Consider the following 15,338-nt stretch of genomic DNA (forward strand, 5'->3'; position numbering starts at 1 on the left):
CGATGGTACGATTGAATAAATACTTAAGTGAAGCCGGCGTATGCTCCCGGCGGGAAGCGGACCGCCTGATCCAGGCGGGGCGTGTGACGGTGGACGGACAAAAGGCCGTTCCAGGGATGCAGGTGACAGAGGGCCAGGAAGTCAGGATCGGGAAAAAGCTGGTGGCCGGCAGGGAGGATAAAGTCGTGCTGGCTTTCTATAAGCCGGCGGGGATCGTGTGTACGGAAGACCGCAGAGAGAGGAAAAGCACGGCAAGGTTCCTGGATTATCCGGTCAGAGTCACTTACGCCGGACGGCTGGACAAGGATTCCGAAGGCCTTCTGATCATGACCAACGACGGGGATCTGATCAACCGTATGATGCGGGCCCGGTATTTCCATGAAAAAGAGTATCAGGTGACGGTAGATCGGCCGATAACGGAAGAATTCCTGGAAGGCATGAGAAAGGGAGTCCATATCAAGGACAAAGAGAAGGGATTGGATGCCATGACCAGGCCCTGCCCGGTGGAAAAGATTGGGAAATATACCTTCCGCATCATACTCACGCAGGGACTTAACCGGCAGATCCGCCGGATGTGCCAGGTATTTGGATATCAGGTAAAGAAATTGGTAAGAGTAAGGATCATGAATATTAAATTAGGCAGTCTGAAGCCGGGGCAATTCCGGCCGCTGACTGAGGAAGAGGCCAGAGAATTATATGAACAGACAGAAACAAAAACGGATGCAGGAGTTGGTAGAACTTCTGAATAAAGCGGGGAAAGCCTACTATCAGGATGCCCAGGAGATCATGAGCAACTATGAGTATGACAGCCTGTACGACGAGCTTGTGGAGCTGGAAAAGGAGCTTGGAATCACGCTGTCAGACAGCCCCACAGTGAATGTAGGCTATGAGGTTTTGAGCGAACTGCCCAAGGAGCGGCACGAAGAGCCTATGCTTTCTCTGGATAAAACCAAGGAGGCGGAGGGCTTAAAAGACTTCCTGGGAGATCAGAAAGGATTGCTGTCCTGGAAGATGGACGGCCTGACCATCGTTCTGACTTATCAGGGCGGAGAACTGGTAAAGGCGGTCACCAGAGGAAATGGGGAAGTTGGCGAGGTGATCACCAACAATGCCAGAGTGTTCCGCAATATCCCGCTGAAGATCAGCTATCAGGGGGAGCTGATCCTTAGGGGAGAGGCTGTGATCGGCTACAAGGATTTTGAGCGGATCAACGAGGAGATCACAGACGTTCAGGCGAAATACAAGAACCCAAGGAATCTGTGCAGCGGGTCTGTCCGCCAGCTCAACAATGAGATCACAGCAAAAAGAAATGTGCGGTTTTTTGCCTTTGCGCTGGTACGGGCGGCGGGAGTAGATTTCCATAACTCCAGGGCTTCCCAGATGGAATGGCTGGAGCAAGAAGGGTTCGAGACGGTGGAATACCATGAAGTTACCAGAGAGACGGTGGAGGCGGAAGTTATTAAATTTTCCGAAAAAATCGCGAAGAATGATTTCCCCTCAGACGGACTCGTGTTAATATATGATGATATAGAGTATGGCCAGTCTCTGGGACGCACAGCCAAGTTCCCAAGAGATTCCATTGCGTTTAAATGGGCGGATGAAACCTGCAGGACCAAGCTTCTGGAGATCGAGTGGAGCCCTTCCAGGACAGGGCTTATCAATCCGGTGGCCATATTTGAACCCGTGGAGCTGGAAGGCACCACCGTGAGCCGGGCCAGCGTCCATAACATCAGCATCATGGAAGAGTTGGAGCTGGGCGTAGGAGATGAGATCGAGGTATATAAGGCCAATATGATCATCCCGCAGATCGCCCGGAACCTGACCAGAAGCGGAGTCAGGGACATTCCGGAAGTCTGTCCGGTCTGCCAGGGCAGGACAAAGATCCGGCAGGAGGGAAACGCAAAGACCCTCTACTGTACCAACCCGGACTGCCAGGCGAAACATGTGAAGGCGTTTACCCTCTTTGTCAGCAGAGACGCAATGAACATCGAAGGCCTCTCGGAATCCACGCTGGAGAAATTTATTTCCCGCGGATTTATCCGGGAATACGCAGACATCTTCCACCTGGACCGGCATCAGGAAGAGATAAAGACCATGGACGGTTTTGGAGAGAAATCTTACAATAACCTGGCGGCCAGCATTGAAAAAGCAAGGAGTACGACGCTGCCTAGAGTGATCTACGGTCTGGGGATCGCCAATATCGGACTTGCCAACGCCAAGATGATCTGCAAGTATTTTGATCACGACCTTGCGCGGATGCTGGCGGCAGACGCGGAAGAGCTGAGCGGGATCTCCGGGATCGGAGGCGTGATCGCGGGAGCTTTTGTAGAATATTTTGCCGATCCGGTCCATGTAGAGCGGCTGGAACGTCTCATGAAAGAACTGACCATCGAAGAAGAGGAAGGAACAGGAGCGGCCCAGACGCTGGAGGGAAAGACCTTTGTGATCACCGGAAGCGTGGAACATTTCGCTAACCGGGGAGAGGTAAAGGCGCTGATCGAAAGCCTTGGAGGAAAGGTGACGGGTTCTGTTACGTCTAAGACAGATTACCTGATCAATAATGACGTGACTTCCACATCATCGAAGAATAAAAAGGCCAGAGAGCTTGGGATTCCTATTATCTCGGAGGATGAATTCCTGAAGATGACGTAAGGAGAAAGGCCTTTAGAAAGAAGGGATTGAACATGTCTGAGAAAGAAAACAGAAATGAACAGGAAATAGAGAAAGCAGAAAACGTACAGGGTGTCGTAGAAGAGCAGGACAAGGACGACAATGAATATGAGAAGGTCTGCTTTATCTGCCGGCGGCCGGAGAGCGTGGCCGGGAAGATGATCGACCTTCCGAACAATATCTGTGTGTGCCGGGACTGTATGCAGAAGAGCTTTGACGCCATGACCAGCGGGCAGGTAGATTACTCCCAGCTTATGAATAATCTGCCCCCTGGAGTACAGTTTATGAACTTATCGGATCTGGAACAGTCGGTGCCGAAACAGCAGAAGGTCAAGAAGAAAAAAGAGGGAGAAGAAAGAGTTCCCCTGGTAGACCTGAAAAATCTGCCGGCGCCCCACAAGATCAAGGCTCAGTTAGACGAGTATGTGGTGGGGCAGGAATATGCCAAGAAAGCCATGTCTGTAGCAGTTTACAACCACTACAAGCGGGTGGCCACAGACACGATGGACGACATCGAGATCGAGAAGTCTAATATGCTGATGATCGGTCCTACAGGATCTGGCAAGACCTATCTGGTCAAGACCCTGGCCAAGCTTCTGGATGTGCCCCTGGCGATCACGGACGCCACTTCGCTTACGGAAGCAGGCTACATAGGAGACGATATTGAGAGCGTAGTTTCCAAGCTTTTAGCGGCGGCGGATAATGACGTTGAGAAGGCGGAGCAGGGGATCATTTTCATTGACGAGATCGATAAGATCGCCAAAAAGAGAAATTCAAACCAGCGGGATGTCAGCGGAGAATCTGTCCAGCAGGGAATGCTGAAACTCCTGGAGGGAAGCGACGTAGAGGTGCCGGTGGGCGCCAACAGTAAAAACGCGATGGTGCCGCTGACCACCGTGAATACAAGAAATATTCTGTTCATCTGCGGCGGCGCGTTCCCGGATCTGGAAGGCATCATCAAGGAACGGCTGACCAAACAGTCCTCCATAGGATTTGGCGCTGACCTGAAGGACAAATATGATAAGGATAAAACGATCCTGGAGAAAGTGACTGTAGAAGATCTCCGGAATTTTGGAATGATCCCGGAATTCCTGGGGCGGCTTCCTATTATCTTCACCTTGCAGGGAATGAATGAAGACATGCTGGTGAAGATTTTAAAAGAACCAAAGAACGCGATCTTGAAGCAGTACCAGAAACTCCTGGCGTTAGACGAAGTGAAGCTGGATTTTGAAGAAGAAGCGCTGGAGGCGATCGCTAAGAAGGCAATGAAAAAGGATACTGGGGCCAGAGCTTTGAGGGCTATCATTGAGGAATTTATGCTGGATATCATGTATGAGATCCCCAAAGACGATAATATCGGCCAGGTGACGATCACCAAGGATTACGTTGAGGGAACAGGAGGCCCGATCATCACGCTGCGGGGACAGCAGGTGGCCAGACTTCCGTAAGGAATATCTGAAATATTACACCTCATATACTTACAAAAAGTATATGGGGTGTTTTTATGGAGCTGGAAGGCTGCAGAGAGAAGATTATTTCCCAGGACTATTGGGACTTTATCATACCAGGCTATCGAAGAGACCAAGAAATCCTAAGTTCGCCGGAAAGGTTCTGTGTCCAGGAGGCGGGATTAGGCTACCGGATCGTGTCTGTAGACAGTCGGACGACGGGAGACCTGACTTTTGAGAATTATGGATACCCTTCTATTCCCCAGTGTTATGGACTTTTGGATATGGACGCATTAAATGAGACTGGGATCAGTACCGTACAGAATTATCCCGCGCTGAATCTGGATGGCAGAGGAATCATGATTGGATTGGTAGATACGGGCATCGATTATACAAACGAGATTTTTAAAGACCTGGATGGCCGCACCAGGATCGTAGGAATCTGGGATCAGACGATCCAGACAGGGAGGCCGCCGGAGGGTTTTTTCTACGGGACTGAATATACACAAAGACAGATCAATGAGGCGCTGCGCTCTGAGGAACCGGAGGAAGTGGTGCCCAGTCGGGATGAAAACAGCCACGGTACGTTTCTGGCCAGCATCGCGGCGGGAAGTCCGGTGAACGAGGAGCGGTTTTCCGGGGCGGCTCCGGCCGCGGCCATCGGCGTGGTAAAGCTGAAAGAGGCCAAAGACTATCTGAAAGAATTCTACGCGATCAAGCCGGAGGCTGTCTGCTATCAGGAAAATGATATCATGCAGGGGCTTAATTATCTGAACCGTTTGGCCGAGGAAAAGGGACTGCCTCTGGTGCTTTGTATCGCGCTGGGCACAACTTTTGGCGGACACAATGGAGGTTCCCTGCTTTCCAGGATCCTCAGGGAATACGCCAATACCATTGATCGCTGTGTGGTGATCGGGGGAGGAAATGAAGCGGCCTATCGGCATCACTATTTTGGAAGGCTGGATTCTGCCGGAAGCGTCCGGGAAGCGGAGATCCGGGTGGAAGACGGGGTGGAAGGATTTGCGGCAGAGGTGTGGACCACACTGCCCAATATCGTAACTGCGTACTTAGTGTCGCCTTCCGGGGAGAAGAGCCCTGTCATCTCTCTCAGGCAGGGAAGTATGTACCGTCTGAATTTCCCTTTTGACGGGACACAGGTAGATGTGGAGTACCGGCTTCTCATTGAAAATGAGGACTCTCAGCTGATCTTCTTCCGGTTTCAGAACCCGGCGGGAGGGATATGGAAGATTGGAGTAGAGGCGATCCAGATCTCAGAAGGGGAGTTCCATATCTGGCTGCCGCTCCAGGATTTTTTAAGCGGCGAAGTGTATTTCCTGGAAGCGGACCCGAATACGACGCTGACAGAACCGGGCAGTACGGAGGAAGCGATCACAGTGGCGTTCTATAACGGGGAGGATAAGGGTGTTGATATTCATTCTGGGAGAGGGTATACTAGAGGTGGATTGATAAAGCCTGATTTTGCGGTGCCGGGAGTAGATATCACAGGATTGGGGCCAAAGGGAAGATTTGTAAAGAGAACTGGTTCCAGCGCGGCGGTGGGCATCACGGCAGGAGCCTCGGCGCTGATTATGCAGTGGCTGGGAGAACAGCCCATGACCATGGGGATCACCACCAGCGCAGTAGCAGGGATCATCATTCTTGGGACAGAACAGGATAATTTCTTGGAATATCCGAACCGGGAATGGGGATATGGAAGGATGAACGTCTATCAGTCCTTGGACCGCTTGAGAAGGCTGTAGAGAAATACAGTACATAAATCAAAAGGAGAGATGGACAATGGCAGATTTTTTTGATGAACTTGGGAAAACGATCTCAGATGTGGCGGAAGATTTCGGAAAAAAAGCGGAGGACACGATAGAGATCCAGAAGATCAAAGGGCAGATCCGCTCCTTGAAGCGGGCCAATGAACGGGATCTTCTGGACATTGGGCGGATGGTTTATGACAAATTCCAAAGAGGCGAGATCACAGATCTGGACTGGGTTTCTCTGTGTGAATCCATTGAGAGCCGGACAGAAGAGATCGAGCGTCAGGAAGAAGAGATCGTCAGGATCAAAGGAGTCTTCTGATGATCCCCGCGATGGCAGGTCTTTTCCTTGTGCTGGTCTGCGTAGATATGGGCGTGAAACAGTACATCGAAGACTTTTTTGAACCGAAAGAAGAGCGAGAGACGATGAGCAGCCATGTGATGCTGCGCAAAGTATATAACCGGGGATTTATACTGGATACCTTAGACCAGTATCCAAAACTTGTGCAAAGAAGCTCTCTCATCCTGGGAATCGTGCTGCTGGTCTATGATCTGCGGCTGTTCCTGACAAAAGGGAGAAGGTTGGAGAAACTGGGGCTTACGCTGTTGAGCGCCGGAGCGTTCAGCAATATCTACGATCGGGTGATCCGGGGAAAAGTGATAGACTATATTGGCTTTAAGAGTAGATGGAAATCCCTGTCCAGGATCACAGCAAACCTGGCGGATTTCTATGTGCTGATCGGAAACGTTCTGGCGGTACTGGGACGGAGAAAGTAAAATTGGGTCTGCTGAGATAAAAGGACACACAGCAGAGGCCGGTTATTCCCGGCCTCTGCTGTGCGTCCCTGATCTCCAACATTTCAATGGGATTTTGTTGAGAGAAAAGTACAGGCGATTAGAGGGGGCGGAATTTATCTTATGACAAGATGTTTGCACATCCCTGTTTTTCCGCACTTGGGGCAGGTTAATCTGCGTTTTGTAAAAGTGTGATAGCTCTTTATATATTCGTCCATGCTGGGAACAAAAAGTTCCTTACAGTAAGGACATTCAAAATAACCAGCTTTAATATCAAGCATCGCGGTCGCGGCTATACCAGCTATTCCCACTGCAACAGAGAACATAATCAATATAATCCGTACAATCGTAGGCAAATCGATAAAGGCTGCTATTATAATTAGGGCGTATACAGCAATAACAGTAATTGCGCCGGTAATAATGGACAATGCCATTCTTTTTTTATTTTCTTCATTTTCTTTCATCAGATTCATCATGTTTCCCTCCGCTTTCTTTTGATAATCAGTTGAGGAAACCTTTTCACCCGAAAGCAAATCGTTGACAGTAATATCTAATGCCGCACACAATGGCAGCATGAGAGAAACTTCAGGAAGTCCTTTTCCGCACTCCCATTTGGAAATTGTTTTGTCGCTGATGGAAAGTGCATCGGCGAGCTGCCTTTGGGTAAGGTTCCTTGATTTCCTTGATTCGGCTATAAATTTGCCGATTCGGATTTGGTCCATTCGTTTCTTCCCTCCTTCCTGCCTTTATTGTAGGTAACGGGCAGCTTAATAAACACACACGGAGCGTAGAATTCCTTATATCTGCAGGATATCTACGGAGCGTAGACCTTAATTTTCTACATGCTCCGCCCTAAAAGTATTATACCACTGAGAGGCCAATTGGAGTTTCTGGAAAGACCATCTCTAAAAATATAAGGCTCCGGGATCAAGCCATATTGGCGATGATCTCGGAGCCTTATATTTTTGTGGATGTAAGCTGCAGGGAACGGAACATTGAAACAGTCATTCCCGGCCTTTTGTGTGGTCTTTGTCTCAACAACCCCGATCTTACTTCTGATTCTTCTCTACTTCCAGCATTTTCATTGCCCGGACTTTCAGCGGCAGTCCGAAGAGGTTGATGAATCCGTCCGCATCGTGATGGTCATACAGATCTCCGGTGGTAAAGCTTGCCAGAGACTCGCTGTAGAGAGAGTATGGGGAAGTGGTTCCGGCTTTGATGATATTTCCCTTATAGAGTTTGAATTTTACTTCGCCGGTCACGTATTCCTGGGTGCTTTCGATGAACGCCTGGATCGCCTCACGCAGGGGAGTAAACCATTTGCCTTCGTATACAACCTGAGACAGCTTATTTCCCATCTCTTCTTTCACTTCGTAAGTAGCCCGGTCTAAAACCAGCTCTTCTAACTGCTGGTGGGCTTCATAGAGGATGGTTCCGCCGGGAGTCTCATAGACGCCGCGGGATTTCATACCTACAACACGGTTTTCTACGATGTCACAGATTCCGATGCCATGCTTTCCGCCCAGTTCGTTTAATTTGCGGATGATATCGGAAACTTTCATTTCCTCTCCGTTGATGCTCTTTGGAACACCTTTTTCAAAAGTCATGGTCACATACTCCGGATCGTCCGGGGCATTCTCCGGCGTTACCCCAAGGACAAGGAGATCGTCATAGTTTGGCTCGTTGGCCGGATCCTCCAGTTCCAGTCCCTCGTGGCTGATGTGCCATAGGTTCCGGTCACGGCTGTAGCTGTGGCTGGCGTCGAAAGGAAGATCGATGCCGTGCTTATGGCAGTATTCAATCTCATCTTCTCGGGACTGCATGGTCCAGATATCTGTCATCCGCCAAGGAGCAATGATCTTCAGATCTGGAGCCAATGCCCGGATGCCAAGTTCAAAACGGATCTGGTCGTTTCCTTTTCCAGTCGCGCCGTGACAGATGGCGGAAGCGCCCTCCTTACGCGCGATCTCTACCAGCTTCTTAGCGATCGCCGGCCTTGCCATGGCTGTTCCCAGCAAATATTTATTTTCATAAATGGCGTGTGCCTGCACGCAGGGAACTATATAGTTGTCGCAGAAATCATCTACGATATCTTCAATATATAATTTGGAAGCGCCGGATAATTTGGCACGTTCATCCAGTCCTTCCAGCTCTTCGCCCTGTCCGCAGTTGACGCAGCAGCAGATGACTTCATAACCAAAATTCTCTTTTAACCATGGGATGACAGCAGTGGTGTCCAGTCCGCCGGAATAAGCTAATACAACTTTCTCTTTCATAGTGAATCCTCCTGAATCTATGTATTTTTCTAGTGTGTTCCTGTTTTCTCGCCGTAACAAATACTATACACTAAAGTTTATAAATATGCAAGAAAAAAATGAAATAAATTTAATAATATGCAAAATATGCAATAGAAATGTATAAAATATAGAATTATATAAAAATCTGCGGAAAGAAACGGTTGACATATATCGGTAATCGATATAATATATAGATAAACAATATATCGACAATCTATATATAAAAAACAAGCATTTCAAAAAGGAGGATGAAAATGGCGGTTGATAAAAGTTTGATCTCAGGAAGTACGTCTATGCTGATCCTAAAACTTCTTGAAGAAAAAGATATGTATGGATATGAAATGATCGAGACGCTCCGGGATAAATCCCGGAATGTATTTGAGCTGAAGGCCGGGACTTTGTACCCCCTGCTCCATGGGATGGAATCCAAAGGATATGTAGAATCTTATGAGCAGGATGTCCTGGGGAAAACCAGGAAATATTACCGGCTGACCAAGGAGGGAAAGCGTTATCTAAAAACGAAGAAAGAGGAATGGGAAGAGTATTCCAAGGCAGTCGCGGGTGTTCTTGGAGGTGTATGTTATGGATAGGAAGGAATATCTGGATACCCTGGCTGAGCAGATACGGTCAAAGCCGGCGGCCGCGGCTGTGCGGCGGGAGATCGAGGATCACATTGAAGAACAAAAGGAAGCTTTCCTAGCCCAGGGAATGTCAGGATCAGAGGCGGAGGAGGCGGCCGTCCAGGAGATGGGAGATCCAGTGGAGACAGGCGTGGCCATGGATCTGATACACCGGCCCCAGATGCCTTGGGGAAGCATTGCCCTGATCGCTTTTTTGAGCGTGGCGGGAATGGCGTTTCGTTTTCTCCTTGCGGCAAAACTGCCGGATGTAATCTTTATGACTGGGGATGTGACCACTCAGGGGATCTACCTGTGCCTGGGACTGGCCCTGATGATCGGGATCTGCCTGGCGGATTACAGCAGGATCGGAAGGAGAGCCAGAACATGGACCCTCGTACTGGCGCTGGCCCTCTTGGCGGGAAACACATTTACAGGCGTAGTGGTCAATGGGATGAGCGGATACCTGTACTTTATGGGGTATGTGGTCAGTATAAGTCTGATCTGGCCGCTGTTTGCCCCATTGTATGGCGGAATCGTGTATCATTACCAGAAGAAAGGATATCTGGGATTGGGGATGTGCCTGCTTTGGACACTCCCTGGAGTGATAGCGGCTGCAAGCTGTTCCGGCCCAGGGGCGGCGCTGCTGCTGCTGATCATTGACCTGGTGATTCTTGGTATCGCGGTGTGGAAGAAATGGTTCCCTGCGGCAAGAAAAAAAGTGCTGTTCGGATTAGGGTGCGCGGTGATCCTGCTGCCGGCCCTGAGCGCGGGGATCACGCTGCTGTTTGGAAACGAGTATCAGAAAGTAAGGCTTGCCGCACTGTTCGGCAGGGTTGACCAGGGAGGAAACTGGGCGCGCCAGACCCTCCAAGATATCCTTGGCAGCAGTAAGCTTATTGGGGCAAGCCAGCAGATGTTGGATCAGGAAGAAGCATTTTCGGCAGCAGACTTTGTGCTTACCTATATTACAGGATATTATGGGATCCTGGCGGCGCTGGTACTGATCGGGCTGATCCTGTATCTGGTGTTCCGTCTGTTCCGGGTATCTCTGCAGCAGAAGAACCGGCTGGGAATGTTGATGGGCGCGGGAAGCGCCGTGGTCATGACAGCGCAGGTGCTGATCTATGTGCTGTGCAATATGGGGATCATTCTTCCAGGAACGATCTACTGTCCCTTCCTTACCGGCGGCGGAACGGTGATGCTGGTCACCTATGTGATCTTTGGAATACTGCTGTCAGTCTACCGGTATCAGGATATCCCCTTGGAGGAAGGGGAAAGAGCGCGGCGGCTCTCCCTTGACAAATAAGAACCCATTGCATATAATGAAATGGCTATCAAAAGAAAGACAGTCTGCGAACCAGAGAGAGCGTAAAACAAGGGCTTGTACTGGTTTCGACGGGGGTCTGGAAGTTGGGGAAGCCATCCGTAGCGGGACACTACGTTAAAAGTTCCACTTAAATATAAACGCAGACGATAGACAGTTAGCGTACGCTGCCTAATTTTGGCAGTAGTCGGCCTTAGGTCATCCGCTGCTTAAGTCACCGGCTTCAAAAAAGGCGGAGCACTTCACCTCCAAAGCTTTGAGGAGATGGAAGAACTTATGAAGCTACTGAAGTCAGAAGCCTGTCATTAGGCGTCTGGCCAAGGGAATGTCAAAATAATGACTGTGATGGGAGATGCCCTGGTGGATGGGCTTTCGGACGCGGGTTCGATTCCCGCCAGGTCCACTTGACCGCGAAGTGACGAACCCCGCATATGCCATGGGATATGCGGGAGGCGCTTTGACTGAGGTGAACAGAAATAAGGACAGCTTACGCTGTCCTTATTTTACTATGGGGCATGGCTCTGTTGAGTTTATGAAATATTAACCACCTGTTATGCTGGGGGCGCGGCGCTGCCGGGACGGTTGACATTCTAGGAGCATTTGCTATAATATACTTAACAAGACAGCCGATACGATAGAGCAAACCTATCCGTTTCCGGCAAAGTTATCAGTAACTAGAAATAGCACCTCAAAAGCTTGGCCAGAGCTGGGGTGCTATTTTCTATGGGTATAATTCAGAATTGCTACAATTAAGAGACCAACGGTCAGTATAATCATGAACTCTTCATATGTACTCATATCAACCACCCCTTCCGCAAGACTCGGAAACGGCGGTATGCACCCTATCGGCTGTCCGGGTAAATATATTGTTGCTGTATGCCCCGGTGGCCTGGTATTGACGCACCGGGCGGTTTTTATTTGTTATTCGGCGCTTACATCGATAGTGAAATCTGTAAATTCAATTTCATAATTATCGCTATATACATCTGGGATAATTACCTGTAAATCTTTTGTTTGATCTATTGCGGGAAATACTACGATCCCAGAAGTAGAAGCGCCAGCCGCAACCTCATAACTCAGTTGAGGGTAATTGCCCATATAAGAAGATTCGCCAGTTGTATCCTGTTCGATTTGCTGGCCATCCTGAATTAATCGGATACTATATGATCCATATGATATAGTATTTTCGCTGTTATTAGATATAGTTAAATATATACGGGTTTCTGAATCGGCATATTCAATTTTATCAATGGTTGCGGTAAGTCCATTTTGTTCAGAAGAAATATTCGGTGAAATTTCTTTTGTAGCTGGAGCAAAGGCTTCCATGTAGGTCGTTTTCTCAATGCTGATAGCTTCGAGCAGGGCCCAAGTGGAATCTGTTCCTATGACAGTTTCGCCATCATACGCACCATTGATTTTGGCATCGACTATTACATATTCATCGGAAGAAAAAGGTTCCGGGGCAATATCTTTCGAAACTTCAACAAGAACACTATCATTATAATTTGTGTCCAGGTATACCTGTAGGCCATATGTGTCTTCATCCTCATCTACAGGGGATACCATTCCGCAAAATTTTACATATTTCCCCTTATAGGCATCAGGGTCTGAAGCAACAGCTTTAATATTGTCCACATATTCAGGTTCTTCTTCACTTGGAGAACTGGAATCTCCCCCTCCGCACGCCGAAAGTCCGATTGCCAATAGGCAGATCAACAAAAACGCTACAATTCTTTTTTTCATAGTTTTTCCCTCCTCATTCATACCTTACATTGATCTATATAATCGCTGCAGCGGTTATACCACTTCCCCAATGCCTCTGCTATATTCAAAAGAATGTCAATATCCACTTTTTACTATCTACTTGAATATAGAATAAATCATAGTCAGAGTAACGTTTGTTTTCCTAGAAGCTTTATAACAGTCCTATTTCTATCGCACTACATCTTGTGATTTGAATATACTGCGTTTGTGGACAATATTCAACAAAATATTCTGCAAATGCATAAAAAAAGCCAGAACCGTGAAGCTCTGGCAGAGAAAAGGAAAATAAATCTATTTGAAAAGGATCTCTCCTTGTTTGATTATCAGTATACGAGAAAAAGATGAAGGAAGTGTGTCCTCTGGGTTAAGGGTTTCTAAAATCCATTAAGAAAACCTGAAGAAATCATTACAGTATGCTATAATGGAAGAAATATTTCACAGAAACGTCATATTTGCCTGCTATGATGAGAAAAATGGAGGTAAACAATATGGATAAGATAAAGATACTGGTAGTGGACGATGAAAGCAGGATGCGCAAACTTGTCCGGGACTTCCTGGAGCGGGAAGGATACGCGGTCCGGGAGGCGGAAAATGGACTGGAAGCAATGGAGATCTTCTATGAGGAGAAAGACATTGCGCTTGTGATCCTGGATGTGATGATGCCAAAGATGGACGGCTGGCAGACCTGCCGAGAGATCCGCCAGTCCTCCAATGTTCCGGTGATCATGCTGACCGCGAGGTCGGAAGAAAGGGATGAACTGCAGGGCTTTAATCTGGGAGTGGACGAATATATATCAAAGCCCTTCAGCCCCAAGATCCTGGTGGCCAGAGTGGAAGCGATCCTTAGGCGCTCCCATGCCCTTGGAACGGAAGAGGTAGTAAGCGCGGGAGGGATTTCCATTGATAAATCTGCTCACCAGGTCCGGATTGACGGGCAGGAGGTGGAGTTGAGCTTTAAGGAATTTGAGCTTCTTACTTATTTCATAGAGAATCAAGGGATTGCCCTTTCCAGGGAGAAGATCCTGAATAATGTGTGGAATTACGACTATTTTGGAGATGCCAGAACCATCGATACTCATGTGAAGAAGCTGAGAAATAAGCTGGGAGACAGAGGAAGCTATATCAAGACCATCTGGGGGATGGGCTATAAGTTCGAGGTGGACGCAGAATGAAACATTCGATCAAGTGGCAGGTAACAGCGGTTTTCGCGGGATTGCTGATCGTGCTGATCCTTGCCCTTATGATGATCAATCTCCGCTTTTTAGAGCCATATTATATCAACAATAAAAAAGTGGCTTTTATTGAGATGTATCAGGAACTGAATACCGCGGTAGAAGACGGGAGTATCGAGAATGAAGATGTGTCTACGGAACTGGCCCACCTTGCGGAGGAGAATAACATTTCCTTTCTGGTCAGCGATCAGACTTTAGAAAAAGTGTTTACCAATGTACAAAATCCGGAGCTCCTTCGGAATCAGCTGGTGGGATATCTTTTGAATCAGGCCCAGAAGCAGGGGAAGGTTCTGGAGAAAACCAATGACTATGAGATCAGCCAGTCTTTTGATCCCTGGAACCAGAAGGAATATATTGATATGTGGGGGCATATAGGGAACGACAATCAGTTTTTGCTGAGGAGCCCTGTAGAAGGGATTCGGGAGAGCGCGGAGATTTCCAACCGCTTTTTGGTTTATATCGGAAGCGTTCTGGGAATCCTTGCTCTTGTGCTGGTCTGGTATTTCTCCAAGCGGATGACTAAGCCGCTTCTGGAACTGACAGCTTTGTCAGACCGGATGGCGAATCTGGATTTTGAGGCCAAATACAACAGCGGCGGGAAAAATGAGATTGGAGAGCTGGGGGCTAATTTCAACCGGATGTCAGAAAAACTGGAGAGTACGATCTCTGAACTGAAGAAGGCCAATAACAGTCTGAAGCATGATATTGAACAGAAAGAGAAGATCGAACAGATGCGGACGGAATTTCTGGGGAATGTGTCTCATGAACTGAAGACGCCGATCGCTTTAATCCAGGGATATGCGGAAGGGCTGAAGGAAGGAGTCAGTGACGATCCGGACAGCAGGCAGTTCTATTGCGACGTGATCATGGACGAGGCGGCAAAAATGAATCAGATGGTGAAAAACCTTCTGACCTTGAACCAATTGGAATTTGGAGATGAGGATATCGTTTTTGAACGGTTTGATATTACAGAATTGATCCGGGGAATTCTCCAGAGCATGGAGATCCTTGCTCAGCAGGCGGAAGCCCAGGTGATCTTTGGCCTGCGGGAACCGGTCTATGTATGGGCGGATGAATTCAAGGTAGAACAGGTGCTCCGCAACTATATCAGCAACGCTTTCCATCATGTAGACGGTGAAAAGGTGGTGGAAGTGAAAGTAATGAAAGGACCGGATAAAGCCAGGGTCAGCGTGTTCAATACCGGGCAGCCCATCCCTGAGGAAGATCTGGCCCATATCTGGGATAAATTCTATAAAGTGGACAAGGCCCATACCAGGGAGTACGGCGGAAATGGGATCGGTCTTTCGATCGTGAAAGCGATCATGGAATCTTTCCATCAGGAATATGGAGTTAATAATTATGACAATGGTGTTGAATTCTGGTTTGAACTGGATGTAAAATAGAAAACAGAGTTTTCATTTT

13 protein-coding genes and 1 other RNA gene are annotated in these 15,338 nt (G+C 48.2%); 11 read left to right on the forward strand and 3 right to left on the reverse strand.

Annotation, left to right across the window (positions count from 1 at the left end):
* The first annotated feature begins 2 nt into the window (after positions 1-2).
* The 6 genes from FND36_04325 to FND36_04350 are packed head-to-tail and all read left to right on the forward strand — an operon-like array spanning position 3 to position 6,661.
* The gene (locus tag FND36_04325) at positions 3-749 is read left to right on the forward strand and encodes a pseudouridine synthase (protein ID QDW73330.1); all 747 of its coding nucleotides are present in this window, start codon (positions 3-5) and stop codon (positions 747-749) included.
* Positions 697-2,652, forward strand: a complete 1,956-nt coding sequence (ligA, locus tag FND36_04330; protein ID QDW73331.1) for an NAD-dependent DNA ligase LigA — start codon at positions 697-699, stop codon at positions 2,650-2,652. Before FND36_04325 ends, ligA begins: the two co-directional genes overlap by 53 nt.
* A 32-nt stretch (positions 2,653-2,684) precedes the next feature.
* Positions 2,685-4,118, forward strand: coding sequence for an ATP-dependent Clp protease ATP-binding subunit ClpX (clpX, locus tag FND36_04335; protein QDW73332.1), 1,434 nt, complete (start codon positions 2,685-2,687; stop codon positions 4,116-4,118).
* A 56-nt stretch (positions 4,119-4,174) separates the two neighbouring features.
* Complete coding sequence (locus FND36_04340) at positions 4,175-5,878, forward strand: S8 family peptidase (protein ID QDW73333.1); 1,704 nt, start codon at positions 4,175-4,177, stop codon at positions 5,876-5,878.
* Positions 5,879-5,915: 37 nt separating this feature from the next.
* Positions 5,916-6,206 (forward strand): hypothetical protein, encoded by a 291-nt coding sequence (locus tag FND36_04345; protein ID QDW73334.1) that lies wholly within the window; start codon positions 5,916-5,918, stop codon positions 6,204-6,206.
* Positions 6,206-6,661 carry a signal peptidase II gene (locus FND36_04350; GenBank protein QDW73335.1) on the forward strand — a complete coding sequence of 152 codons (456 nt, stop codon included), beginning with the start codon at positions 6,206-6,208 and terminating at the stop codon, positions 6,659-6,661. Before FND36_04345 ends, FND36_04350 begins: the two co-directional genes overlap by 1 nt.
* Before the next feature lie 134 nt (positions 6,662-6,795).
* Here the strand turns inward: FND36_04350 and FND36_04355 are convergent, their stop codons facing one another.
* Together FND36_04355 and FND36_04360 are read right to left on the reverse strand one after the other, a co-directional pair.
* Positions 6,796-7,401 carry a helix-turn-helix domain-containing protein gene (locus FND36_04355; GenBank protein QDW73336.1) on the reverse strand — a complete coding sequence of 202 codons (606 nt, stop codon included), beginning with the start codon at positions 7,399-7,401 and terminating at the stop codon, positions 6,796-6,798.
* Between the two features lie 327 nt (positions 7,402-7,728).
* Positions 7,729-8,955: an argininosuccinate synthase gene (locus FND36_04360; protein QDW73337.1), complete on the reverse strand. Its 1,227-nt coding sequence runs from the start codon at positions 8,953-8,955 to the stop codon at positions 7,729-7,731.
* A 275-nt stretch (positions 8,956-9,230) separates the two neighbouring features.
* Here FND36_04360 and FND36_04365 point away from each other — a divergent pair, with 275 nt between their 5' ends.
* From FND36_04365 to ssrA, 3 genes are all read left to right on the forward strand, one after another.
* Positions 9,231-9,566: a PadR family transcriptional regulator gene (locus FND36_04365; GenBank protein QDW73338.1), complete on the forward strand. Its 336-nt coding sequence runs from the start codon at positions 9,231-9,233 to the stop codon at positions 9,564-9,566.
* A complete protein-coding gene (locus tag FND36_04370; protein ID QDW73339.1) occupies positions 9,559-10,902 on the forward strand; it encodes an FtsW/RodA/SpoVE family cell cycle protein in 1,344 nt (447 codons plus the stop codon). Before FND36_04365 ends, FND36_04370 begins: the two co-directional genes overlap by 8 nt.
* Before the next feature lie 71 nt (positions 10,903-10,973).
* Positions 10,974-11,326, forward strand: a transfer-messenger RNA (tmRNA) gene (ssrA, locus tag FND36_04375).
* Positions 11,327-11,841: 515 nt separating this feature from the next.
* Here ssrA and FND36_04380 read toward each other — a convergent pair.
* Positions 11,842-12,684 carry a DUF4352 domain-containing protein gene (locus tag FND36_04380; protein ID QDW73340.1) on the reverse strand — a complete coding sequence of 281 codons (843 nt, stop codon included), beginning with the start codon at positions 12,682-12,684 and terminating at the stop codon, positions 11,842-11,844.
* A gap of 488 nt (positions 12,685-13,172) precedes the next feature.
* Between FND36_04380 and FND36_04385 the strand changes: the two genes are divergently transcribed.
* Both FND36_04385 and FND36_04390 read left to right on the forward strand, forming a co-directional pair.
* The gene (locus FND36_04385) at positions 13,173-13,856 is read left to right on the forward strand and encodes a response regulator transcription factor (protein ID QDW73341.1); all 684 of its coding nucleotides are present in this window, start codon (positions 13,173-13,175) and stop codon (positions 13,854-13,856) included.
* Positions 13,853-15,319, forward strand: a complete 1,467-nt coding sequence (locus tag FND36_04390; GenBank protein ID QDW73342.1) for a HAMP domain-containing protein — start codon at positions 13,853-13,855, stop codon at positions 15,317-15,319. The genes FND36_04385 and FND36_04390 overlap by 4 nt, the downstream gene beginning before the upstream one ends.
* The last annotated feature ends 19 nt before the right edge of the window (positions 15,320-15,338 follow it).

The organism is Lachnospiraceae bacterium KGMB03038 (assembly GCA_007361935.1).
Classification (GTDB): Bacteria; Bacillota; Clostridia; order Lachnospirales; family Lachnospiraceae; genus Massilistercora.

Bases quoted from the DNA above. Each gene is read 5' to 3' on its own strand.
- FND36_04325 (QDW73330.1), top strand. From the start codon at position 3: ATGGTACGATTGAATAAATACTTAAGTGAAGCCGGCGTATGCTCCCGG.
- ligA (QDW73331.1), top strand. From the start codon at position 697: ATGAACAGACAGAAACAAAAACGGATGCAGGAGTTGGTAGAACTTCTG.
- clpX (QDW73332.1), top strand. From the start codon at position 2,685: ATGTCTGAGAAAGAAAACAGAAATGAACAGGAAATAGAGAAAGCAGAA.
- FND36_04340 (QDW73333.1), top strand. From the start codon at position 4,175: ATGGAGCTGGAAGGCTGCAGAGAGAAGATTATTTCCCAGGACTATTGG.
- FND36_04345 (QDW73334.1), top strand. From the start codon at position 5,916: ATGGCAGATTTTTTTGATGAACTTGGGAAAACGATCTCAGATGTGGCG.
- FND36_04350 (QDW73335.1), top strand. From the start codon at position 6,206: ATGATCCCCGCGATGGCAGGTCTTTTCCTTGTGCTGGTCTGCGTAGAT.
- FND36_04355 (QDW73336.1), bottom strand. From the start codon at position 7,401: ATGGACCAAATCCGAATCGGCAAATTTATAGCCGAATCAAGGAAATCA.
- FND36_04360 (QDW73337.1), bottom strand. From the start codon at position 8,955: ATGAAAGAGAAAGTTGTATTAGCTTATTCCGGCGGACTGGACACCACT.
- FND36_04365 (QDW73338.1), top strand. From the start codon at position 9,231: ATGGCGGTTGATAAAAGTTTGATCTCAGGAAGTACGTCTATGCTGATC.
- FND36_04370 (QDW73339.1), top strand. From the start codon at position 9,559: ATGGATAGGAAGGAATATCTGGATACCCTGGCTGAGCAGATACGGTCA.
- FND36_04380 (QDW73340.1), bottom strand. From the start codon at position 12,684: ATGAATGAGGAGGGAAAAACTATGAAAAAAAGAATTGTAGCGTTTTTG.
- FND36_04385 (QDW73341.1), top strand. From the start codon at position 13,173: ATGGATAAGATAAAGATACTGGTAGTGGACGATGAAAGCAGGATGCGC.
- FND36_04390 (QDW73342.1), top strand. From the start codon at position 13,853: ATGAAACATTCGATCAAGTGGCAGGTAACAGCGGTTTTCGCGGGATTG.